The sequence below is a fragment of the Parabacteroides sp. CAG:2 genome, from assembly GCF_000436315.1.
GTDB lineage: Bacteria > Bacteroidota > Bacteroidia > Bacteroidales > Tannerellaceae > Parabacteroides > Parabacteroides distasonis.
On record NZ_FR885275.1, the window covers coordinates 19,754 to 42,697 of the forward strand.

The 22,944-nt window shown below is 50.2% G+C and carries 20 protein-coding genes; 10 read left to right on the plus strand and 10 right to left on the minus strand.

The genetic code is table 11. The features are described from left to right. Positions 1-11: 11 nt before the first annotated feature. Entirely contained in the window at positions 12-758 is a 747-nt protein-coding gene (gene gpmA, locus QVP94_RS05640; RefSeq protein WP_005863091.1) for a 2,3-diphosphoglycerate-dependent phosphoglycerate mutase, read from the plus strand. 66 nt (positions 759-824) lie between these two features. Then, positions 825-1,397, plus strand: a complete 573-nt coding sequence (locus tag QVP94_RS05645) for an RNA polymerase sigma-70 factor (RefSeq protein WP_005863093.1) — start codon at positions 825-827, stop codon at positions 1,395-1,397. A 50-nt stretch (positions 1,398-1,447) separates the two neighbouring features. On the opposite strand, the gene QVP94_RS05650 is transcribed toward QVP94_RS05645, so the two are convergent. After that, positions 1,448-2,383, minus strand: coding sequence for a sugar phosphate isomerase/epimerase family protein (locus QVP94_RS05650; protein WP_005857832.1), 936 nt, complete (start codon positions 2,381-2,383; stop codon positions 1,448-1,450). A gap of 118 nt (positions 2,384-2,501) precedes the next feature. After that, positions 2,502-3,935 carry an aspartate ammonia-lyase gene (locus QVP94_RS05655; RefSeq protein WP_022192166.1) on the minus strand — a complete coding sequence of 478 codons (1,434 nt, stop codon included), beginning with the start codon at positions 3,933-3,935 and terminating at the stop codon, positions 2,502-2,504. A gap of 451 nt (positions 3,936-4,386) precedes the next feature. Here QVP94_RS05655 and trpB point away from each other — a divergent pair, with 451 nt between their 5' ends. The 8 genes from trpB (at position 4,387) to QVP94_RS05695 (ending at position 12,229) form a co-directional block, all read left to right on the plus strand. Beyond that, a complete protein-coding gene (gene trpB, locus QVP94_RS05660; RefSeq protein ID WP_008772462.1) occupies positions 4,387-5,571 on the plus strand; it encodes a tryptophan synthase subunit beta in 1,185 nt (394 codons plus the stop codon). Next, a complete protein-coding gene (locus QVP94_RS05665; protein ID WP_022192167.1) occupies positions 5,568-6,971 on the plus strand; it encodes an anthranilate synthase component I family protein in 1,404 nt (467 codons plus the stop codon). The genes trpB and QVP94_RS05665 overlap by 4 nt, the downstream gene beginning before the upstream one ends. Before the next feature lie 59 nt (positions 6,972-7,030). After that, the gene (locus QVP94_RS05670; protein WP_022192168.1) at positions 7,031-7,597 is read left to right on the plus strand and encodes an anthranilate synthase component II; all 567 of its coding nucleotides are present in this window, start codon (positions 7,031-7,033) and stop codon (positions 7,595-7,597) included. A 179-nt stretch (positions 7,598-7,776) separates the two neighbouring features. Further along, entirely contained in the window at positions 7,777-8,775 is a 999-nt protein-coding gene (gene trpD, locus QVP94_RS05675) for an anthranilate phosphoribosyltransferase (protein ID WP_022192169.1), read from the plus strand. Between the two features lie 13 nt (positions 8,776-8,788). Next, complete coding sequence (gene trpC / locus QVP94_RS05680) at positions 8,789-9,583, plus strand: indole-3-glycerol phosphate synthase TrpC (RefSeq protein ID WP_022192170.1); 795 nt, start codon at positions 8,789-8,791, stop codon at positions 9,581-9,583. Continuing rightward, positions 9,580-10,245: a phosphoribosylanthranilate isomerase gene (locus QVP94_RS05685; RefSeq protein ID WP_022192171.1), complete on the plus strand. Its 666-nt coding sequence runs from the start codon at positions 9,580-9,582 to the stop codon at positions 10,243-10,245. The genes trpC and QVP94_RS05685 overlap by 4 nt, the downstream gene beginning before the upstream one ends. A gap of 25 nt (positions 10,246-10,270) precedes the next feature. Continuing rightward, positions 10,271-11,044: a tryptophan synthase subunit alpha gene (trpA, locus tag QVP94_RS05690; protein WP_022192172.1), complete on the plus strand. Its 774-nt coding sequence runs from the start codon at positions 10,271-10,273 to the stop codon at positions 11,042-11,044. Between the two features lie 42 nt (positions 11,045-11,086). Further along, positions 11,087-12,229 carry an iron-containing alcohol dehydrogenase gene (locus QVP94_RS05695; RefSeq protein ID WP_022192173.1) on the plus strand — a complete coding sequence of 381 codons (1,143 nt, stop codon included), beginning with the start codon at positions 11,087-11,089 and terminating at the stop codon, positions 12,227-12,229. A gap of 58 nt (positions 12,230-12,287) precedes the next feature. Here QVP94_RS05695 and QVP94_RS05700 read toward each other — a convergent pair whose 3' ends face one another. From QVP94_RS05700 to QVP94_RS05735, 8 genes are all read right to left on the minus strand, one after another. Beyond that, positions 12,288-12,866: a LutC/YkgG family protein gene (locus QVP94_RS05700; RefSeq protein ID WP_022192174.1), complete on the minus strand. Its 579-nt coding sequence runs from the start codon at positions 12,864-12,866 to the stop codon at positions 12,288-12,290. Continuing rightward, positions 12,866-14,233, minus strand: coding sequence for a lactate utilization protein B (locus tag QVP94_RS05705; protein WP_022192175.1), 1,368 nt, complete (start codon positions 14,231-14,233; stop codon positions 12,866-12,868). Before QVP94_RS05705 ends, QVP94_RS05700 begins: the two co-directional genes overlap by 1 nt. Next, positions 14,230-14,970 carry a (Fe-S)-binding protein gene (locus QVP94_RS05710; RefSeq protein ID WP_008772470.1) on the minus strand — a complete coding sequence of 247 codons (741 nt, stop codon included), beginning with the start codon at positions 14,968-14,970 and terminating at the stop codon, positions 14,230-14,232. Before QVP94_RS05710 ends, QVP94_RS05705 begins: the two co-directional genes overlap by 4 nt. A gap of 61 nt (positions 14,971-15,031) precedes the next feature. Then, positions 15,032-15,613, minus strand: coding sequence for a Crp/Fnr family transcriptional regulator (locus tag QVP94_RS05715; protein ID WP_008772471.1), 582 nt, complete (start codon positions 15,611-15,613; stop codon positions 15,032-15,034). 72 nt (positions 15,614-15,685) lie between these two features. Continuing rightward, positions 15,686-18,913 (minus strand): carbamoyl-phosphate synthase (glutamine-hydrolyzing) large subunit, encoded by a 3,228-nt coding sequence (carB, locus tag QVP94_RS05720; RefSeq protein ID WP_022192176.1) that lies wholly within the window; start codon positions 18,911-18,913, stop codon positions 15,686-15,688. A gap of 118 nt (positions 18,914-19,031) precedes the next feature. Next, entirely contained in the window at positions 19,032-20,213 is a 1,182-nt protein-coding gene (gene carA / locus QVP94_RS05725) for a glutamine-hydrolyzing carbamoyl-phosphate synthase small subunit (protein WP_022192177.1), read from the minus strand. Continuing rightward, the gene (locus QVP94_RS05730; RefSeq protein ID WP_022192178.1) at positions 20,210-22,096 is read right to left on the minus strand and encodes an amidophosphoribosyltransferase; all 1,887 of its coding nucleotides are present in this window, start codon (positions 22,094-22,096) and stop codon (positions 20,210-20,212) included. The genes carA and QVP94_RS05730 overlap by 4 nt, the downstream gene beginning before the upstream one ends. A 203-nt stretch (positions 22,097-22,299) precedes the next feature. Next, positions 22,300-22,929, minus strand: coding sequence for an HNH endonuclease family protein (locus QVP94_RS05735; protein ID WP_022192179.1), 630 nt, complete (start codon positions 22,927-22,929; stop codon positions 22,300-22,302). Positions 22,930-22,944: the final 15 nt, after the last annotated feature.

Consider the following 22,944-nt stretch of genomic DNA (forward strand, 5'->3'; position numbering starts at 1 on the left):
TAAAAAGACCTATGAAAAGTATCGTATTGCTTCGCCACGGCGAAAGTGTATGGAATAAAGAGAACCGGTTCACCGGTTGGACCGATGTGGATTTGACAGAAAAAGGCGTGGCCGAAGCTTATAGGGCCGGCAACCTATTGAAAGAAAAAGGATATGTGTTCAATAAAGCCTATACCTCTTATTTAAAACGGGCCGTCAAAACCTTGAATTGTGTATTGGATCGCATGGACCAAGACTGGATCCCGGTGGAGAAGAGCTGGAGGCTGAACGAGAAACATTACGGATCGCTACAAGGGTTGAACAAGAGCGAGACCGCCCAAAAGTATGGAGACGAGCAAGTCTTGATCTGGCGTCGCAGTTACGATATAGCCCCGCTTCCCCTATCGGAAGACGACCCTCGTAACCCTCGCTTCGATATCCGCTACAAAGACGTGCCGGATAAAGAGTTGCCCCGTACGGAATCCTTGAAAGATACGGTTGAGCGGATTCTCCCTTATTGGAAAGAGGTTATCTTCCCGACGCTCCGGACCGCCGACCAGATCCTTGTCGCCGCTCACGGAAACAGCTTGCGGGGAATCATCAAATATTTAAAAAACATCTCCGATGAAGAGATCGTTCATCTGAATCTCCCGACAGCCGTTCCATACGTGTTCGAGTTCGATGATGACTTGAAACTCGTGAATGATTATTTCCTTGGTGACCCGGAGGAAATCAAGAAACTCATGGAAGCCGTAGCCAACCAAGGAAAGAAAAAGTAGCGGGATTCATGCCTCTTATCCGGAATTATTCATTAAGTTTGCAACCAAACAAACTTAAACACTATTGTGGACGAGAACGCAGAACGAATTTCACTAGAACTTATCGCAGGAGACGAACAAGCGTTCGACACCGTGTACAAACAATATTACCGGGGATTGTGCGCCTTCGCCTCCCAATATGTAACAGTACCAGAATCAGAGGAGATCGTACAAGACGTGATGATGTGGCTGTGGGAAAACCGAAAATCCCTAGTAGCGGACATGTCCCTGAAATCACTCCTCTTCACGATTGTCCGCAATAAATGCCTCAATACGATCAGCCACATACAGGTTAAGCAACAAGTGCACGAGAGATTGTACGCCAAGTTCCAAGAGCAATTCGAGAATCCTGATTTTTATATAGGAGAACTGATGGCCTTGGCCTCCAAGGCCATCCGGGAGCTCCCGGATGAATACCGTAAGGCATTCGAGATGAACCGTTTCGAGGAAATGACTTACAACGAGATCGCCGAGCGGACAGGCGTATCCCCCAAAACAATCGCATACCGCATCTCTCAAGCGCTCAAGATATTACGGACGGAATTAAAGGACTATATCCCTTTATTGGTATGGCTGCTTTACGAACAAACACGCTCATAACGGAGGAAGCATCCTACCGCCATGAGCGTTTTTTTAATGAGTCAAAAGACTTATTTCACGAACGGTGCTTTCAATAAATAATCCACGCAGCCTTTCACGCCCTCAAACTGGGAACGTCCGTCAGGCATACCCTCCAACTCCACGAAATAATCCTTGATTCCATTTGCGTAAGCTTGCCGGAATATATTCTCGAAATTCATCATCCCGGACTCGCCTAGAATAGCACGATCCTTGATGTGCAATACCTTGATACGGTTCGGATATTTCTTCAACCATTCTATCGGATCTTGTTGTCCCATCACGGCCCAATAAACATCCATCTCGAAAAACACAAGCGAAGGATCAGTATTCTTCAAGAACAACTCATAGATGCAATCTCCTTTCACACGCCTTCCCAGCTTGGCCTCCGTACTGCCCGGATTTACCTTGGCGAACTCCATCTCATGGTTGTGATAGCCGAAAGGAATACCGGCCGCTTTCACGATCTTACCCGCCTCGTTAAAAATCTCGCAGACGAAAGCGGTTTCCTCGGTGCTACGGGTACTCGGTTGCCCGGGCTGGATCAAGTACTTCACGCCTAGTTTGGCATGGTCATCAGCCGTCTTCTTCCAATACTCGGAGATCTGGGAACGATTAGCCTTCGTGTACTCACGTACCGGAGGATTCACGTGGGAACTGGTGATCTTCAATCCGGCATCATCCACCATCTTCTTGAATTCCATCATGTCTACACCGCCGATCTTGCCTTCCTTGTAACCGGCCAATTCCAGATTCGTGTACCCCATTTGCTTGATCTTTTTCAATCCACCGGGTACATCCGCATAAAGTTCCTTGCCTAAAGAATAGATTTGTAAACCAACTGTCTTAGCGGCCATCGTTTCAGAAGTGACAGGTTTAGCCGCATCTGCGCTCCCGACCTTTCCGGCCATCAGGCCACCCAAGGTGAAAAGGGACGCGTTCTTTAAAAAATCTCGTCTATTTATCATGATTATTAGAATTAAGTCAGTCCAAAGATAGAGATTATAATCTAAAAAAAGACCGCATAGGATGGAAAAATCCACCTATACGGTCCACAAATGGTATACATTATATAATAGGACTCGATTAACGGCGAGGCTTGATATCCAATTTCACCGGCTTGATCATATTCTCCGGGCTTAAGATCGTATCCAATTCCTCCTTGGTCAAGATACCATGATCCAGTACCAATTGATAAACGCTAACGCCGGTCTCCAACGCCTCCTTCGCTATCTTGGTCGAGTTCTTATAGCCGATTACCGGGTTCAAGGCCGTCACCACGCCGATGCTATGATGTACCTCCTCACGACAACGATCCTCGTTAGCGATAATACCGTCCACGCAACGGGTACGCAAGGTATCGAAACCATTGATCAGCAAATCCACGGACTCGAAGCAGCATTGTGCCATCACCGGCTCCATAGCGTTCAGCTCCATCTGGGCGGCTTCCCCGGCCATGGTCACACATAATTCATTACCCATTACCTTATAAGCGATCTGGTTCATCACCTCCGGGATCACCGGATTCACCTTACCCGGCATGATAGACGAACCCGGCTGCATAGCAGGCAAGTTAAACTCACCCAAACCGCAACGAGGGCCGCTTGCCAACAAGCGAAGGTCATTACATATCTTATTCATCTTCACGCAAACCCGCTTCATGGCGGAAGCATAGCCTACCAAGCAAGAAGTATCCGAGGTAGCTCCTACCAAATCGGAGGAGAGACGGATATTCCATCCGGTTATCTCACGTAAAGCCGCGATACATTTCTCCGCGTATCCCGGCTCGGCACAAATACCCGTACCGATAGCGGTAGCTCCCATATTAACCACCAAGAAATCGGCGGCGGCCTCATTCAAGTGAGCGATCTCATCCTGCAAGATGCTGGCGAAGCCATTAAAGGTCTGCCCCAACGTCATAGGTACGGCATCCTCCAACTGCGTACGTCCCATCTTGATAATCCGCGAGAACTCCTCCCCTTTCTTACGGAAAGAGGCGATCAATTCCTCCAAATGGGGAAGCAATTGAAGATGCTTAAAATACATACCGATATGGATAGCGGTCGGATATGCGTCGTTCGTGGATTGCGAGCAGTTCACATGGTCGTTCGGTGAGCAGTATTGGTATTCACCTCGCTCATGCCCCATCAGCTCCAAGGCACGGTTGGCGATCACCTCATTCGCGTTCATATTCGTAGTGGTACCCGCTCCGCCTTGGATCATATCCACCGGGAACTGGTCGTGATGCTTGCCATCGATAATCTCCCCGCAAGCGGCGATGATAGCGTCCTTTTGCTCTACGGTAAGCAAGCCTAGTTCAAAGTTAGCCATGGCAGCCGCCATTTTTGTTATAGCTAATCCTTTAATGAATAAAGGATATTCACTCAAACGGAATTTACTGATTGAGAAATTCTCGATTCCTCTCAAGGTTTGAACTCCGTATAATGCTTCGGCGGGGATTTCACGAGCGCCGATCAAATCGCTCTCTATGCGAGTTTTTCCAGTTAATTTAGTATCCATATTAGAAATATTAATCGTTTTTTATTGTTTCCGCAAAGGTAGAAACTATTATTTTGAAAGCAAATTATTCTTCGAAATAATAAAAACAAATACCAAAAACGCCAATACACGTCTACATAAGGCTCAATGAATTACAATTTGTCAATAGAGCAGTTTAAATAGACCTTCTGATCTTTTTTATCTCATTCATAAAAAAAGTACGATTTTATTTGCTGTTTGTCAAAGATTCCATATATTTGCTGCCGTAATAACAAAACAGAGTCATGAGAACATTCGTAGTAAATACATATTGGTGGTGGCGCTCCGTACAACTCAAAAGGTCGTAAGGAACGAAGACTCGTATGTATATATAAACACTACATAAAGATATAAAGAGGTCTGTCGCACTTGCGGCAGGCCTCTTTTCTTTTTATAGCAAATTCAAAAGGAAAATAACTAAAATAGATAAAAGATGAAAACGTATCAAGTTGACAAGAATGGTTACTATGGTGAGTTCGGCGGGGCCTATGTTCCCGAGATCCTTCATCAATGCGTGGAAAATTTACAGAATACCTATCTGCAAGTGTTGGAGAGCGATAGCTTCAAGGAAGAGTTCGATCAGTTATTGCGTGATTATGTAGGCCGCCCCTCCCCTCTTTACTTGGCCAAACGGTTGAGTGAGAAATACGGATGCAAGATCTATTTGAAACGGGAAGACTTGAACCATACCGGAGCACATAAGATCAACAATACGATCGGCCAGATCCTCCTAGCCCGCCGCATGGGGAAGACCCGTATCATCGCCGAGACGGGTGCCGGACAGCATGGAGTGGCTACGGCTACGGTATGTGCCTTGATGAATATGGAATGTATCGTTTATATGGGGAAGACAGACGTGGAACGCCAACATGCCAACGTACAGAAGATGGAAATGCTGGGAGCTACCGTCGTGCCCGTGACCTCGGGAAACATGACCTTGAAAGACGCCACGAACGAGGCGATCCGTGACTGGTGCTGTCATCCTTCGGATACGTATTATATTATCGGTTCTACGGTAGGCCCCCATCCTTATCCGGATATGGTAGCCCGGCTGCAATCCGTTATCAGCGAGGAGATCAAGAAGCAACTGCTGGAGAAGGAAGGAAGGGATCACCCGGATTACCTGATCGCCTGCGTAGGCGGGGGAAGTAACGCCGCCGGTACGATCTATCATTTCGTGGATGACGAGCGGGTGAAGATCGTCTTGGCCGAGGCCGGCGGCAAGGGCATCCACTCCGGCATGAGCGCCGCCACGATCCAATTGGGTAAAGAGGGCATCATCCACGGGGCACGTACCTTGGTCATGCAGAACGAGGACGGACAGATCGAGGAACCTTATTCTGTTTCCGCCGGCTTGGATTACCCGGGCATCGGCCCGATCCACGCGAACCTCTCCGTAAAGCACCGTGCGCAAATCCTAGCGGTAGATGATGACGAGGCGTTGGAGGCCGCTTTCGAGTTGACCCGTCTGGAAGGAATCATCCCGGCCTTGGAAAGCGCCCATGCCTTGGGGGCCTTGGCCAAGGTAAACTTCAAGCCGGAAGAGGTGGTGGTACTGACTGTCTCGGGCCGTGGCGATAAAGATATGGACACTTACATTAATTATAAATTATCATGAATTATTCTTTCAAAACGATAAGCAAGAAGGTGATGGGCGACCTTCACACTCCCGTAAGCATCTATCTGAAAGTGCGGGATATCTACCCGGAATCGGCCCTGTTGGAAAGCTCGGACTTCCACGGAAACGAGAATAGCCTTTCCTTTATAGCGCTCCGTCCCTTGGCGAGCATCGGTATCAACAACGGGGAATGCACGGCGACCTTCCCGGACGAGACCCGTGAGGTTACCCCGCTCACCGAAGACTATAACGTACCCGAGGCGATGAACGCTTTTCTCGGCCGCTTCAAGGTGGAGGGAGCGGACAAGAAGGTCTGCGGATTATTCGGCTACACGGCTTTCGATGCCGTCCGTTATTTCGAGAACATCCCGGTCATGGAAGTTCATCACGAGGAGAACGATGCCCCCGATATGCTATACATATTATATAAGTATATCCTTGTCTTCAATCATTTCAAGAATGAGCTTACTCTGGTGGAGATGGTTCAAGACGGCGAGGATAGCGGGTTGGAAGAGATCCTTACGCTGATCGAGAACCGTAACTTCGCCTCCTACAACTTCCAGACAGCGGGTCCCGAGACCTCCCCGATCACCGGCGAGGAATACAAGGCGATGGTCCGCCAAGGCATCAAGCACTGCCTCAGGGGGGATGTCTTCCAGATCGTATTGAGCCGTCGCTTCGAGCAACCGTTCAAGGGAGACGACTTCAAGGTGTACCGGGCTCTTCGCAGCATCAACCCCTCTCCTTATTTGTTCTATTTCGATTTCGGAGGTTTCCGTATCTTCGGCTCTTCCCCCGAGACGCATTGCAAGGTAACGGGCAGACACGCCAGCATCGACCCGATCGCCGGGACCGCTTTCCGTACCGGTAATATCGAGGTAGACAAGCAGCGTACCGAGGCCCTGCTTGCCGATCCCAAGGAGAACGCCGAGCACGTGATGCTGGTAGACCTCGCCCGCAACGACCTCAGCCGGAACGCCCACGACGTGCAAGTGGATTTCTATAAGGAGGTACAATACTACAGCCACGTCATCCACCTCGTATCCCGTGTGAGCGGCGAGATCAACACCGATAGCGACCCGGTAAAGACCTACGTCGATACCTTCCCCGCCGGCACATTGAGCGGAGCCCCCAAAGTACGGGCCATGCAACTGATCACCGACATCGAGCATCATAACCGGGGTGCTTACGGCGGCTGTATCGGCTTTATCGGTCTGGATGGTGATTTGAACCAAGCGATCACGATCCGTACCTTCGTCAGCCGTGGCAACGTACTTTACTATCAGGCGGGAGCCGGGATCGTAGCTAAAAGCAACGATGAGCGTGAATTACAAGAGGTAAACAATAAGCTGGGAGCCTTGAAGAAGGCGATAGACCTAGCGGAGAAATTAATCAATTGATTATCCGGTTGTAGAGACGGGGCACGCCCCGTCTCTACAACAACAACAATACATATAAAATGAAGATATTATTATTTGATAATTACGATTCCTTCACCTACAATTTGCTACATATATTGAAGGAACTGGGCGCAGACGTAGAGGTACACCGCAACGACAAGATCTCCTTGGAAGAAATAGAGCGTTTCGATAAGATCTTACTATCCCCGGGACCGGGCATCCCCGAGGAAGCCGGCATCCTCCTCCCCTTGATCCGCCGGTACGCCCCGACAAAGAGCATCCTAGGTGTCTGCCTAGGCGAGCAGGCCATCGGCGAGGCATTCGGCGCCACATTGATAAACCTTACCGACGTGCATCACGGCGTTTGCTCCGATATACGGATTGTCGCTAAAGATCCTATCTTCGAGGGACTGGAACCTGGTATACGTGTTGGGCGTTATCATTCTTGGGCGGTCTCCAAGGAAAACTTCCCGGATTGTCTGGAAATTACGGCGGTCGATACGGAAGAAGGACAGATCATGGGCTTGCGCCATCGTGAGTACGATGTACGAGGTATCCAATTCCATCCGGAATCCGTGTTGACACCTAAAGGGAAGACGATTATAGAGAACTGGCTCCGAGGGTAAACGGGTGTAAGCCCGGTTTAAAATTTTAAACCTCACCGCACACCCGATGTAAGCCCGGTTTAAAATTTTAAACCCCACCGCGCATCGGTGCAAGCCCGGTTTAAAATTTTAAACCCCATCGCGCACCCGATGCAAGCCCAAATTTCAAATAAATTTCCTTCTTAAAACAATGATAAAAGATGAAACAGATTTTATACAGATTATTCGAGCACCAATATCTAGGCCGGGAAGAAGCCCGGAATATCCTCCAGAACATAGCGGAGGGACGCTACAACGATTCCCAGATCGCCAGCCTGATCACCGTATTCCTGATGCGCAGTATCTCCGTAGAGGAATTGACCGGATTCCGGGAAGCTTTGCTGGAGATGCGTGTACCGGTAGATCTAAGCGAATACAAGCCGATCGATATCGTAGGTACCGGAGGCGACGGGAAAAACACGTTCAACATCAGTACCTGTTCCTGCTTCGTAGTGGCCGGTGCCGGTTACCATGTCGTAAAGCACGGTAACTACGGGGCTACCTCGGTGAGCGGCGCCAGCAACGTGATGGAGCAACACGGCGTAAAATTCACGAACGATATCGATAAGCTACGTACCTCCATGGATACCTGCCATATCGCCTACCTCCACGCACCCTTGTTCAACCCGGCGCTGAAAGCGGTAGCTCCGGTACGGAAGAGCCTCGGCGTGCGCAGCTTCTTCAATATGCTCGGCCCGCTGGTCAACCCGGTCATGCCTACTTACCAATTGTTAGGCGTATATAACCTCCCGCTACTCCGCCTATATAATTATACGTATCAAGAGAGCGGTACCCGTTTCGCCGTGGTACATAGCTTGGACGGTTACGACGAGATCTCCCTCACGGCCGATTTCAAGGTAGCCATGCCGGAGAAAGAGAAGCTTTATACCCCGGAGATGCTCGGATTCAAACGTTGCACGGAAGCGGACCTCGACGGCGGCGAGACCCCGGAGGAAGCGGCCCGTATCTTCGACGCCGTATTAGGGAACAGGGCTACCGAGGCCCAAAAGAGCTGCGTGATCGCCAACTCCGCTTTCGCCATCCAAGTGATCTGTCCAGAGAAGAAGATCGAGACGTGTATCGCCGAGGCACGTGAATCATTGGAAAGCGGAAAAGCATTGGCTACATTCCGTAAATTTATATCTTTGAACCAAAGATAAAGAAACATATCCTATGAAAAAGGACATCTTACAAGATATTATCGCCAATAAGCGCATCGAGGTAGCCCGGCAAAAACAGGCCGTAAGCTTACAGACCTTATTGGCTCTAGGTAGCGACCGTATGGAGCGTGACACACGTTCCATGCGTGTGGCGTTGGAATCATCCCCCTCCGGTATTATCGCCGAGTTCAAGCGTAAAAGCCCCTCCAAGGGCTGGCTGCATCCGGGAGCGAATATCGCCGACGTGGTGCCCGCTTACGAGGCCGGAGGAGCCTCCGCCTGCTCGATCCTTACGGACGGGGATTTCTTCGGAGGTTCCTTGGGCGACTTGCAAAAGGCCCGCAAGCTGGTGGATCTCCCGTTACTTCGCAAGGACTTCATCATCGATACCTACCAACTCTTCCAAGCCCGGGTGATGGGCGCCGACGCTGTCTTGTTGATCGCCGCCGCCCTTACGGAAGAAGAATGCCGGATACTCGCCGAGACCGCCCATAGCCTGCAATTGGAAGTCTTGCTGGAAGTCCATAGCGAGGACGAGCTCAAATACCTGAACGCGGATATCGATATGCTCGGCGTGAACAACCGTAATCTCGGCACCTTCCATACGGACGTAAACAACTCATTCAAGTTGGTCGATAAGATGCGAGGCTTCTCCCCTCTTTTAGTGTCCGAGAGCGGAATATCCGAGACCGATACCGTACGCCAATTGCGTGAGGCCGGTTTCCGTGGATTCCTGATCGGAGAGACCTTCATGAAAACCGAGAGGCCGGGCGATACCCTAGCCGATTTGATAGGAGGACTGGCATGATCATCAAAGTTTGCGGAATGCGGGAACCTCAGAATATCCGGGAAGTAGCCGCCCTAGCCATCAACTGGATCGGCTTTATCTTCTACGAACGTTCCAAGCGCTTTGTCGAGCGATGCCCGACGGAGCAGCAGGTAACGGACAGTGAACAATTGTCCCCTAAGAAAGTGGGCGTTTTCGTCAACGCTACCATCGAGTCCATGATGGAGAAAGCCTCCGCCTACAAGCTAGACTATCTCCAACTTCATGGTAACGAATCGCCGGAAGATTGCCACACCTTGCAAAAAAGGGGCTATTCCTTGATCAAGGCTTTCCCCATCGCTACGAAAGAGGACTTCGAAAAAACAAGGGAGTATGAGGGCCGGGTGGATTATTTCCTTTTCGATACGAGATGCGAGGGCTATGGAGGCTCAGGCAAACGTTTCGATTGGTCCATCCTAACCGAATATAAAGGAGAGACTCCCTTCTTGCTCAGCGGAGGCATCCGTCCGGAAAACGCAGAGGCGATCCGGAACTTCCGGCATCCCCGTTTCGCAGGTATCGACCTCAACAGTGGCTTCGAGATCGAGCCGGGATTGAAAGACGTCGACAAACTAAAGAATTTCATCCAACAAATTTTACATCCAGCTGTAGAGACAGGGCGTGCCCCGTCTCCCACCGTCTGATAGTATTTTTAAAATAGAATTCAAAATGAATCGCATCACAAACTTATTCCAGACCCAGAAAGACGGAATACTCTCCGTCTATTTCACCGCCGGTTATCCGAACTTAAACGATACGGCAAGCATCTTAAAAGCCTTACAGGCTAAAGGTGTCCACATGGTAGAAGTAGGAATCCCCTTCTCCGACCCGATGGCAGACGGCCCTGTCATCCAAGAGGCCGCTACGCAAGCGTTGCGTAACGGGATGTCACTCCACCTCCTATTCGGGCAATTGAGAGAGATCCGGAGCGAAGTACAGATCCCGATCATCCTGATGGGCTACCTGAATCCTATCATGCAATACGGTTTCGAGAAATTCTGTGCCAGTTGCGTAGAGGCCGGCGTAGACGGAATGATCATCCCCGACCTGCCTTACGCCGATTATATCGCCGACTACAAGGAGATCGCCGATCGCCATGACCTGAAAATGATCATGCTGATCACCCCAGAGACCTCCGAGGAACGAATCCGGCTGATCGATGCCCATACCAGCGGATTTATCTATATGGTATCCAGCGCCGCCACGACCGGAGCCCAACAAGATTTCAACGAACAGAAACAAGCCTATTTCCGTCGTATCAACGCCATGAACCTACAGAATCCCCGCTTGGTAGGTTTCGGTATCAGCAATAAAGCTACTTTCGAGGCGGCAGCGGCCCACTCTTCCGGTGCCATCATCGGTAGCAAGTTCGTCCAGTTACTAAAGAGCGAAGCTACTCCCGCCAAGGCGGTCGATAAGTTACTGGAAGCCCTAAAACAATAGGAACCCTATTCATGTTTACATATAAAAACAGTAAATAGTCCTATGAATAACTTCACTTTTCACAACCCAACCCGTTTATTATTCGGTAAGGGCATGATTGAGAAACTGAGTACGGCCATCCCGATGGTGCATCGCATCATGATCACCTTCGGAGGAGGTAGCGTAAAGCAAAACGGTGTGTACGACCAAGTGATCAAGGCGCTAAAGGATCGTGACTATATCGAGTTCTGGGGCATCGAGCCTAATCCCACCATCGAGACCTTGCGAGAAGCTATCCAGATAGCGAAAGGCAAGCAGGTGGATTTCCTATTGGCGGTAGGCGGCGGCTCCGTCATAGACGGGACGAAGCTAATCTCCGCTGGCATCCAGTACGACGGCGATCCTTGGGAATTGGTACAGAAAGGGTATTACTATCATACCGTGCCCATGGGTACCGTACTGACCCTGCCCGCCACGGGTTCCGAGATGAATAGCGGGGCCGTGATCTCCCGGAAAGAGACGCAAGAGAAATTCCCGTTCTACAGCAATTTCCCCGTGTTCTCGATCTTGGACCCGGAGACGACCTTCAGCCTCCCCCCGTATCAAGTGTCTTGCGGTATCGCCGATACCTTCGTCCACGTGATGGAGCAATATATGACTACGACCGACCAATCCCGCTTGATGGATCATTGGGCGGAAAGTATTTTAAGTACCTTGGTTGAGATCGCCCCGAAGATCAAGGAAGATCCGAGGAATTACGACCTGATGGCAGATTTCATGCTATCCGCCACGATGGGCTTGAACGGCTTTATCGCTATGGGCGTAACGCAGGACTGGGCTACCCATATGATCGGACACGAGCTAACCGCCCTTCACGGATTGACGCATGGAGCGACTCTAGCGATCGTCTTCCCCGGAACCTTACGCACCCTACGCAAGCAGAAAGAGGGCAAGATCCTGCAATACGGCGAACGGGTATGGGGTATCCATAGTGGAACGACAGAGGAACGGGTAAGCCAAGCCATCGAGAAGACTGAGCAATTTTTCCAAAGCCTCGGTTTATCTACCCGCCTCAGCCAAGAGAAGATCGGCAATACGACAATCACCGAGATCGAGAATCGCTTCAATGAACGAAACGCCGCCTTCGGGGAGGCGAAGAATGTAACGGGTAGCGTGGCACGGGAAATATTGGAGAGCTGTAAATAACGTACAACTTGTAGAGACGGGGCGTGCCCCGTCTCATCCCCTCAAAAGGGTATAGATTTTATCTTAACAGGACTACTACTTGGATCGGGCCATGCGCCCCGAATACCAAGGCTTGTTCAATGTCAGCAGTCTTTGAGGGACCGGACATGAAGACTCCGTAATCATAATCCATAGTGGCAGTACGGCGGTAAGCCTCATTCATCGTATGAACCAATTGAGTCTTGTCCAACAAGATCACCAAAGCGTTCGAGATAAAGTACAGACCTTTATAACGTACCTGACGGGGTAACCAGACAGCGGCATTCTCCGCCACGCCGAAACTACCCTCCACCACAGATACGTCCGTCCCGTTCAACTCCCGGGGATCGGTCAGCTCATCCGGGTTAAAGGTAGCGCAAGTAATCTCCTTCAAATTCGAGGCGATACGTTTCGCCTCCGGAAACTCACGGCGGATCACCTCATTCACATCCTCGCCGGGCTTTAACTCGATGGCCTTGCCACCCGCCCCGGCTAGCACTTCCGAGAACGTAGCCAACTTATCCGCATAGGTAATCGCCTCCAACGTAAGCTCAGGCATCTCGTGGCGTGCACCCGTATGACGACGGATACTCGCCAATATAGAATCTTTACTACTCATTATCTCACCTTATTATTCTTCCACATATCATTAAACGACTCCTTGGCGAAAGTCGGAAGCTCACGTCCCTTGCCCCAAGCGTTCAAGCCATTGTAGACCATGAAACGGGGCAAATGATTCACTACCGGAGCAAACTTCAACGCCGTATTGAACAATCCCGGACGTTCCATCAAGAACTTCATGCCAAAAGACATCACTTTCTTCTCCTTGCTCGCCTTACCGATCTTATCCAAATCTTGCCGCCAACGGTAAATCTGCTCGCCCAAATCGATCTTTACCGGACAAACGTTCGAGCAAGAAAGACATAAGGAGCAAGCCGATACGTTATCCGAATATTCCTCCGGATTCCTCAGCATACCCAAGTTGATCCCGATCGGTCCCGGAATGAAATATGTATACGAATAGCCACCACTCCTGCGATATACCGGACAGGTATTCATGCACTCGCCACAACGGATGCAATTCAACGTACGAATATGATCCGGTTTCGCCAAGATATCACTGCGCCCGTTATCCACGATAATGATATGGAACTCTTGTCCCTCGGGCGGACGGCGGTAATGAGAAGTATAAGACGTGATGGGTTGCCCCGTACCCGAACGAGCCAGCAAACGAGTGAATACGCCCAATGCCTCCAGATTCGGTACGATCTTCTCCATCCCCATCGTAGCGATATGCACCTTCGGGAAGGAGGTTCCCATATCGGCGTTTCCCTCATTGGTACAAACCACGATCTCACCCGTAGAGGCGACGGCGAAGTTAACGCCCGTCATCGCCACGTCGGCATGGAGGAATTTCTCACGCAGATTCTTACGGGCGGCATGCGTCAGGTAGGTAGGGTCGATATTCCCTTTCTCCGTTCCCATCTCACGCTCCATCATCTCGCTGATCTGCTCCCGTTTGATATGGATCGCCGGCATCACGATATGGCTCGGGGCCAAATGCATCAATTGCAAGATACGCTCACCCAAATCGCTCTCCACCACATCGATTCCTTTCGACATCAAGAACTCGTTCATATGGCATTCCTCCGTCAGCATCGATTTGCTCTTGATCAGGTTCCGGGCATCATGCTGGCGCAAGATCCGCAAGACGATCTCGTTATGCTCCTCGGCATCTTTCGCCCAATGCACGATAGCCCCGTTGGCGATCGCGTTTTTCTCGAACTCCTCCAGAAGCGTGTCCAGATGGCTGTTGGAGTAAAGCTTGATCTCCGAGGCCAACTCCCTCAACCGCTCCCACTCGGGAAGCGAATGGCTCATCTTATCCCGTTTGGTACGTACCATCCAAAGCGTATGGTCGTGCCAAGCCTCATTCTCCTTATTCTCTAGGAAACGGGCCGCTGCTATAGCATGTTTCGTACTCATAATCCGGACGCTAATATTTGAACGATGTGAATAGTCTTGATCGGAAGTTTCTCCCGCTTAATAACCCCTTCCATATGCATCAGGCAAGAGCTATCCGCCCCGGTGATATACTCGGCGCCGGTACTCATATGATCCTTTACCTTGTCTTGTCCCATGCAAGTAGAGACCTCAGGCTCCTCGATGGCGAACATACCGCCGAAACCGCAACATTCGTCCACCCGCCTCGGCTCGAACACCTCGATACCTTTCACCAAGGAAAGAAGATCACGTAACTTGGAATAGTACGGGATATTACGCTCGCTGGGCGACGAGAGATGCAACTCACGCACCCCGTGGCAACTATTATGGATACTCACCTTATGCGGGAAAACGGCCGGCAGGGATTCCGGTCTCACCACGTCGTGCAAGAACTCGCAGATATCATAAATCTTCTTACTGTTCATACAAACGTGATCCCGCTTTCCCAATATATGGGGATGGTTCTCTTTTACGAAGGCTACGCAACTGGCCGAGGGGCCTACCACGTAGTCATAGTTCTTAAACTGTTCCTCCATCCGGAGGGCCAAGCGAGCCGCCTCATCCTCGAAGCCGGCGTTCGCCATGGGTTGTCCGCAGCAGGTCTGGTCCATCGGATAATCGACATCCACACCCACATGCTTCAACAATTTATACGAGGCGATACCCACTTCGGGATACACCGCGTTAATGTAACATGGGATAAATAATCCTACCTTCATACTAATTATATCTTTATATCCTTATATACGACACCGTATATAATTAACACCTAAAGGCCCATCACAACTGCATATTTGCCCTAACCCGGCTCAACGTCTCGGGAGTCATCAACAAATAAGAAGCGATATGGGACAAGGGGGCACGCTGCACGATCTCAGGGTGTTCTTTCAATAAGCGGGCATAACGTTCATTAGCGGTCTCGAAACGAAGGAAGTCCGCCTTCCGTTGAGACAGGATCAGCGAATTCTCCAACAGGCGGCGATACATGACCTCGATCTCGTAATCCTCGGCGCACAATGCCAATAAAGGATCATGAGGAATGCCATACAGTACCGTATTCTCCAAGGCCTCCACCAACAGATTAGCGGGACGTTGGCGCAAGAAGCTCTCGATGCAAATGAAGATGTTGTCCTCGCTGGCGAAATGCTCGGTCAGCTCTTTCTTATTCTTGAAGTAAAACTGGCGAACCATTCCCTTATAGACATAACCGAGTTGCGTACAAACCTCTCCTTCGCTCAAAAACAGGGCGCCTTTTTTCAATTCTGTCCGGATTAAGATAGAGGCCAGTTTCTCAACAGCTTCCTCACTGAGTAGAATCGATTGCGCCGCGATCCTGCGAGCTATAAATATCGCTGTATCCATATTCATGGTTGTTTTTGTTTGTTTCCGCAAACTTACGAAATAAATACCACTTGATTTACGTCAAGTCCCCTTTTATTTATATTCTTGCCAACTCTTGATGCAGATATCATCTACGCTCAAGGTACAGAAGGCTTGGATAAAAGCGCTGGCCAGACGGGCGTTGGTGATTAGCGGGATATTCAGGTCGATGGCGGCACGGCGGATCTTATAGCCGTTGTCAAGCTCGCCGGCGGAAAGGTCACGAGGGATATTCACGACCATATCGATCTGCTTCTCATGAAGCATCTTAAGCGCCTGCGGTTCTCCCTTCTCGCTCGGCCAGTACACCTTCGTACTCGTAATGCCATTCTCCGCCAAGAAACGGTGTGTACCTCCCGTAGCGAATAGATTGTAGCCTTTCGCCGCCAACATCTTAGCGGCATCCAGCATGGCTACCTTCTGCTTCGGCGTACCGGTGGACAGGAGGATATTCTTCTCCGGAACCCGTTGCCCGACAGCGAGCATACTCGTCAACACCGCCTCGGATACATCGTCGCCCAGACAACCCACCTCGCCCGTGGAAGCCATATCGACCCCTAATACCGGATCGGCTTTCTGCAAGCGGTTGAACGAGAATTGAGAGGCCTTGATACCCACGTAATCCAAATCGAACTCATTCTTATTCGGTTTCTCTACCGGCAAGCCCAGCATGACACGGGTAGCCAACTCGATGAAGTTTATCTTCAGCACCTTGCTCACGAACGGGAAGGAACGGCTGGCACGAAGGTTACACTCGATCACCTTGATCTCATTGCCCTTCGCCAGATATTGGATATTGAACGGGCCGGAGATATTCAGCTCCTTAGCGATCTGCTTACTGATACGCTTGATACGACGAACCGTCTCCACATATAATTTCTGGGCCGGGAACTGAATCGTAGCGTCGCCGGAATGAACCCCGGCAAACTCGATATGCTCGCTAATGGCATACATCACGATCTCGCCATGATCGGCCACGGCATCCATCTCCACCTCTTTCGCATGCTCGATGAACTGACTTACCACCACCGGATGCTTTTGGCTGACGTTGGCGGCCAATTTCAAGAAACGCTCCAACTCCTCTTGATTCGAGCAGACATTCATGGCGGCGCCACTCAGCACGTAACTCGGGCGAACCAATACGGGGAAGCCTACCTCCGCCACGAAGCCATTGATATCCTCCATGGAAGAAAGCTCTTTCCAGCGGGGTTGATCCACGCCAATACGATCCAACATGGCGGAGAACTTCTCACGGTCCTCGGCATTATCGATGCTCTTGGCGGAAGTCCCCAAGATATTCACATGCTGCTCGTCCAGACGCATCGCCAAGTTATTCGGGATCTGGCCGCCGGTGGAGACGATCACGCCGTGCGGGTTCTCCAGCTCGAGGATATCCATCACACGCTCGAAGGTAAGCTCGTCGAAATAAAGGCGGTCGCACATATCATAGTCGGTAGACACCGTCTCGGGATTGTAGTTGATCATCACGGAACGGTAGCCCTCCTTACGGATCGTATTCAAGGCCTGCACGCCACACCAGTCGAACTCCACCGAGCTACCGATGCGGTAAGCGCCGGAACCCAGCACGACAATCGAGCGATGATCGCCCAAGTACGTCACGTCGTTTTCCGTACCGCTATACGTCAGGTACAGGTAATTCGTCTGCGCCGGATACTCGGCGGCCAAGGTATCGATCTGTTTCACCACCGGAAGAATGCCATGCTCCTTACGGAACTGGCGAACCAACATCATACCCTTCTCCACATCCCCGTCGAGACCGATCGCCCGTGCGATCTGGAAATCAGAGAACCCTTGTATCTTCGCCCGGCGGATCAACTCCGGATTGATGCGCCAACGTTGGATCCCCTTCATATCGAAAGCGTGAAGCTCCTTGGAGGTCTGCATGATTCCATATAGTTTCTGTAGGAACCATCGGTCTATCTTGGTAAGCTCATGAATCTGGTCTACCGTATAACCGGCCCGGAATGCCTTCGAGATAACGAAGATACGGCGATCGGTAGGCTCATGCAAAGCCTTATCGATATCCTCGATCACCAACTCCTTATTCTCCACGAAACCGTGCATACCCTGCCCGATCATACGCAAGCCCTTCTGGATAGCCTCCTCGAAAGTACGTCCGATCGCCATCACCTCGCCAACCGACTTCATGCTGGAACCCAACTCACGAGCCACGCCATGGAACTTACCCAAGTCCCAGCGAGGGATCTTACATACCACGTAATCGAGAGCCGGCTCAAAGAAAGCGCTAGTCGTTTTCGTCACGGAGTTTTTCAAGTCGAACAAACCGTAGCCCAAGCCTAATTTAGCGGCCACGAAAGCCAACGGATAACCGGTCGCCTTAGAAGCCAAGGCCGAAGAACGGCTCAAGCGGGCGTTCACCTCGATCACCCGGTAATCCTCACTCTCCGGATCGTAAGCGTATTGCACGTTACACTCGCCCACGATACCGATATGGCGAATGATACGGATCGCCAACTCACGTAATTTATGATAATCCGTATTACTCAAAGTCTGCGAGGGGGCAATCACGATAGACTCTCCCGTATGGATTCCCAGCGGGTCGAAATTCTCCATGTTACATACCGTGATGCAGTTATCGAAGCGGTCGCGCACCACCTCGTACTCTACCTCTTTCCAGCCCTTCAAGCTTTTCTCCACCAATACTTGCGGAGAGAAAGAGAAAGCCTTCTCTACCAACACGTCCAATTCTTCCTCATTGTCGCAGAAACCGGAACCCAAGCCCCCCAGCGCATAAGCGGCACGGACGATGACCGGATACCCCAGCTCAGCGGCCGCACGACGAGCGTCAGCGGCGTTCTCCACGGCCTCGCTCTTGATCGTCTTCACGTCGATCTCATCCAGCTTGCGTACGAACAACTCCCGATCCTCGGTATCCATGATAGCCTGCACCGGGGTACCCAATACCTTCACGCCATACTTCTCCAGCACGCCGCTTTGGTAAAGAGCCACGCCACAATTCAACGCCGTCTGCCCGCCGAAAGCGAGCAAGATACCTTCCGGACGTTCCTTCTCGATCACCTTTTCCACAAAAAAAGGAGTAACGGGCAGGAAATAAACCGTGTCCGCGACTCCTTCCGAGGTCTGTACCGTAGCGATATTCGGATTGATCAATACCGTTTGAATCCCCTCTTCCTTAATCGCCTTCAGGGCTTGGCTGCCTGAATAATCGAACTCGCCCGCCTCACCAATCTTCAAGGCTCCGGAACCGAGTATCAGGACTTTCTTTATATCTTCTTTCATTGCTTTACTTTTTTTAATGTTCTCTTTTAGGGTAAGCCTAAACACCCGTTTAGGGTAGACCTAAACACTCATTTAGGGTTGCCCTAATCCCTCGTTTAGGGTGGGCGTAAATCCCCGGCTACAACAATTCCGTGAATTTATCAAACATGAACTCCGTATCCAGCGGCCCGCTGCAAGCCTCGGGATGGAACTGAGAGGAGAAGAAAGGCTTCGTCTTATGCTTGATACCCTCGTTCGTCCCGTCATTCATATTGATGAACAGCGGTTCCCACTCCTCACCCAGCGTATCGTTATCCACGGCGTAACCATGGTTCTGCGAGGTGATGAAGCATTTTTCCGTGCCTACCATACGTACCGGCTGGTTATGGCTACGATGACCGTACTTCAATTTATAGATAGAAGCACCGCCGGCTTTCGCCAACAACTGGTTACCCATGCAAATACCGCAAATCGGCTTATCCCCGGAAAGCGCCTTACGGATATTCCGCACGGCGGCATCGCAAGTATCCGGATCGCCCGGACCGTTGCTGATAAACAAGCCATCGTATTCCAGCTGATTGAAGTCGTAGTCCCAAGGCACACGGATCACCGCCACGTTACGCTTCAACAGGCAACGGATGATGTTATGTTTCACGCCGCAGTCTAAAAGCACGACGCGCTTTAGGAATTGAGAATCGAGAATCGAGAATCGGGAATCGGAGGCTTCCGATAAAGAACAGGTCTGGCTCGTACCATCGGGCTGGTAACAAATAATCTCCTTGCACGATACCCGATCCACATAGTTCACATGCTCATAATCCTCGATCTTCAATTCCCCATTTCCAATTTCGTTATCGGCATCGCCGATAACGATACGTCCCATCATCACGCCATGCTCACGCAATTTCTTAGTCAACGCACGCGTATCGATACCGTATATGCCCGGGATCTTCTCCTCCTTCAACCAGTCGCCCAAGCTGCGCTCGGCGTTCCAGTGGCTATACTCATGGCTGTAATCGCTAACGATAATCGCCTCGGCGTGGATCTTCTCGCTCTCCATAAACGTAGCGATCCCGTTCGGCTCGAACGTACGAGGCGGGACACCGTAGTTACCAACGAGCGGATAAGTCAACACCATCAACTGGCCTGCGTACGAAGGGTCCGTCAAGCTCTCCGGATATCCGGTCATAGCGGTATTGAACACGACCTCGCCAGCCACCGGTCTCTCATAGCCGAAAAAGTAGCCACGGAAGACGGTACCGTCGTCTAACATCAAAGTTGCTGTTCTGTTTGTCTGCATAGAATCTGTATGTTGTGTCATTTCACTAAATATTCTTCTTCCATATAGTGAATAAAAGCCTCGTTCACTAACCGAGTCCCGCCCGGTGTCGGGTAATCGCCGGAGAAATACCAGTCACCCGGATGCTCCGGACAAGAGGCATGCAAGCCCTCCAAAGTCTGGTAGACGATCTCTACTTTCGCCTGCGTCCCGGCCGGTGTAAGCAACTCCACCATCTTAACGGATATCTCCTCGTCCGTAAACGGGGCGTATATCTCCTTTACGTAATTCACCAACGGACCATCCGCCGCTGTTTGTTGTCGCTTCGCCTTTTGATAAGCGTCCAAGATCACGTATTCCATCCCCCGGTCACGTAACAGGGCCACCGCAGCCTTAAAAGCGATAAACTCGTTCATCCGGGACATATCGATACCGTAATAATCCGGGTAACGTACCTGCGGAGAAGAACTTACGATCACGATTTTCTTCGGATGCAGGCGATCCAAGATACCGATAATACTCTGGCGTAAGGTAGTACCCCGCACGATGCTATCATCTATCACAACCAGATTATCGATAAAAGGTTCAATACTTCCGTAAGTAATATCATACACGTGCGCTGCCAGATCATTGCGGCTATTGCCCTCAGCGATAAATGTACGTAATTTTATATCTTTTATAGCTACTTTCTCCGAGCGGATTCGCATGGAAAGGATTTGTTCCAGTTCCTCTTCCCTGAGCAAGTGACTACGATCGGCGATCCATTCTTTTTTCAGCTTATTCAAATAGTTGTTCAATCCCTCCTGCATCCCGAAATAAGCGACCTCGGCCGTATTCGGGATAAAAGAGAAGACGGTATGATTCAAATCATAATCCACCGCTTTCAAGATCGGATGCACGAGATTATCTCCCAAACGCTTCCTTTCCCTGTAAATATCCACGTCGCTACCCCGTGAGAAGTAGATACGCTCGAAGGAACAAGCCTTATTCTCTTTCGGCTCCACGATCTGGGAGATATGCCACTCGCCTTTCTTGTTGACGAGTATCGCCTCTCCCCGATTCAACTCCCGGATATTCTCTACCTGCACGTTCATCACGGTTTGTATAACCGGACGCTCGGAAGCCAACACGATAATCTCATCATCCGCATAATAGAAGGCCGGACGGATTCCCCACGGGTCCCGCACGCTGAACGACTCGCCACTACCGGTGATACCGCAAATCACGAAACCACCATCCCAGCCCGGGGTACAGCGTTTCAGCACGTTCGACAAATCAATTTGATCCTCGATGGCATGCGTGATATCCATCCCTCTCAATCCTTCCGCCTCACACTTTTGGTACAGGCGCTCCACTTCCCGGTCCAGCCGGTGTCCCAGCTGCTCCAGCATGATATACGTATCGGAATATTTCCGGGGATGCTGGCCGATCGCCGTGATCTCCTCGAATACTTCATGAACATTTGTCAGGTTGAAATTTCCGCAAACGGCAAGGTTCTTTGCACGCCAGTTATTGCGTCGTAAAAAAGGATGGATATAAGAGATTCCGGATTTTCCGGTGGTACTGTAACGGAGGTGGCCCATATAAAGCTCTCCGGCGAAAGGTAGGTTGGCTTTGGCGAATAGCGGATCGTTGAGTTGCTCGGGGGTTAAATCCTTGTAGTGTTCGTGAACTGCGGCAAATATCTCGGTAATAGCTCCGGTCCCGACGGCCCGTTCACGGAACATATATTCCTCTCCGGCATTTGCCTCTAACTTCACGCAGGCTAAGCCCGCTCCTTCCTGCCCCCTGTTATGCTGCTTTTCCATCAGCAAATAGAGCTTGTTCAGTCCATACATCCAACTACCGTACTTCTCGTGATAATACTCCAAGGGTTTCAGTAACCGGACCATGGCAACACCACACTCGTGCTTCAATACTTCCATTGTCGAATCAACTTTTTGATTTTGCCGCAAAGATACAGACAATCCCTAACATATTGTTTAAACAAACATAAAATAATTGACACTTTCACGGAAAAAATGTTTTTATCGGACGTTTGGTTAACAAAGCTTACATTTTATAAGCAAAAGGGAGGGTTTTATTTTCAATCCATAATGAGGCATGAAGGAGCATGAAAACTACGGCCTTATAAATCACATTGCCTCTGCTTTTTTTTCAAATACCAAACGACAATACTATTATACTCCTTATAACGTCCTTCCGCATCCATATTACTCCACTTACTTATTTGCTGGTTTAAATTAGAAGCTGTCCAGCCTTTACGATTCAAATAATCAATCACTCCCAGCAAAGCCTGCAAACGATTAGCCATCAACCAGCGGTTGTTCAAATTAAGCAACTGATTGATCTGCCTATCATAATCTTCATTCGCCGAGACAATCTTCCCAGATTTACTTTTATAAGAAAGGCTTGTAAAAAGCTCATCATCAAAAAGGTTAAATGTTAGATCCTCATTACCTTTCAACTTATCGCAATGAAAGTCAGAAGAGATTGCCCCAGGACAGCATATCACCATGTTATGATAATCCAATTCCCTATCCGGATGCTTTTCTCGGCTCAGCACATGTTCTATCCGGCTGGTTTCATTACTATTCCGGTCTTTCACAGGAATCCTACGCATACAATAAGCACAAACATATCCTTGCTCCTCAAGCAACGAACTTCGCAGTTCAGATATCGCTTCATACTTAGCACCGGGGGTCTGCCGATATTCCACCCACTCCTTTGGTTCCGGTCGTTTGTCTATCTTTCTCATCCCTATCTTAAATCA

What these genes read in the sequence shown, in the direction of transcription:
- gpmA (WP_005863091.1), top strand. Translation starts at nt 12, where the DNA reads ATGAAAAGTATCGTATTGCTTCGCCACGGCGAAAGTGTATGGAATAAA.
- QVP94_RS05650 (WP_005857832.1), bottom strand. Translation starts at nt 2,383, where the DNA reads ATGATAAATAGACGAGATTTTTTAAAGAACGCGTCCCTTTTCACCTTG.
- QVP94_RS05655 (WP_022192166.1), bottom strand. Translation starts at nt 3,935, where the DNA reads ATGGATACTAAATTAACTGGAAAAACTCGCATAGAGAGCGATTTGATC.
- trpB (WP_008772462.1), top strand. Translation starts at nt 4,387, where the DNA reads ATGAAAACGTATCAAGTTGACAAGAATGGTTACTATGGTGAGTTCGGC.
- QVP94_RS05665 (WP_022192167.1), top strand. Translation starts at nt 5,568, where the DNA reads ATGAATTATTCTTTCAAAACGATAAGCAAGAAGGTGATGGGCGACCTT.
- QVP94_RS05670 (WP_022192168.1), top strand. Translation starts at nt 7,031, where the DNA reads ATGAAGATATTATTATTTGATAATTACGATTCCTTCACCTACAATTTG.
- trpD (WP_022192169.1), top strand. Translation starts at nt 7,777, where the DNA reads ATGAAACAGATTTTATACAGATTATTCGAGCACCAATATCTAGGCCGG.
- trpC (WP_022192170.1), top strand. Translation starts at nt 8,789, where the DNA reads ATGAAAAAGGACATCTTACAAGATATTATCGCCAATAAGCGCATCGAG.
- QVP94_RS05685 (WP_022192171.1), top strand. Translation starts at nt 9,580, where the DNA reads ATGATCATCAAAGTTTGCGGAATGCGGGAACCTCAGAATATCCGGGAA.
- trpA (WP_022192172.1), top strand. Translation starts at nt 10,271, where the DNA reads ATGAATCGCATCACAAACTTATTCCAGACCCAGAAAGACGGAATACTC.
- QVP94_RS05695 (WP_022192173.1), top strand. Translation starts at nt 11,087, where the DNA reads ATGAATAACTTCACTTTTCACAACCCAACCCGTTTATTATTCGGTAAG.
- QVP94_RS05700 (WP_022192174.1), bottom strand. Translation starts at nt 12,866, where the DNA reads ATGAGTAGTAAAGATTCTATATTGGCGAGTATCCGTCGTCATACGGGT.
- QVP94_RS05705 (WP_022192175.1), bottom strand. Translation starts at nt 14,233, where the DNA reads ATGAGTACGAAACATGCTATAGCAGCGGCCCGTTTCCTAGAGAATAAG.
- QVP94_RS05710 (WP_008772470.1), bottom strand. Translation starts at nt 14,970, where the DNA reads ATGAAGGTAGGATTATTTATCCCATGTTACATTAACGCGGTGTATCCC.
- QVP94_RS05715 (WP_008772471.1), bottom strand. Translation starts at nt 15,613, where the DNA reads ATGGATACAGCGATATTTATAGCTCGCAGGATCGCGGCGCAATCGATT.
- carB (WP_022192176.1), bottom strand. Translation starts at nt 18,913, where the DNA reads ATGAAAGAAGATATAAAGAAAGTCCTGATACTCGGTTCCGGAGCCTTG.
- carA (WP_022192177.1), bottom strand. Translation starts at nt 20,213, where the DNA reads ATGACACAACATACAGATTCTATGCAGACAAACAGAACAGCAACTTTG.
- QVP94_RS05730 (WP_022192178.1), bottom strand. Translation starts at nt 22,096, where the DNA reads ATGGAAGTATTGAAGCACGAGTGTGGTGTTGCCATGGTCCGGTTACTG.
- QVP94_RS05735 (WP_022192179.1), bottom strand. Translation starts at nt 22,929, where the DNA reads ATGAGAAAGATAGACAAACGACCGGAACCAAAGGAGTGGGTGGAATAT.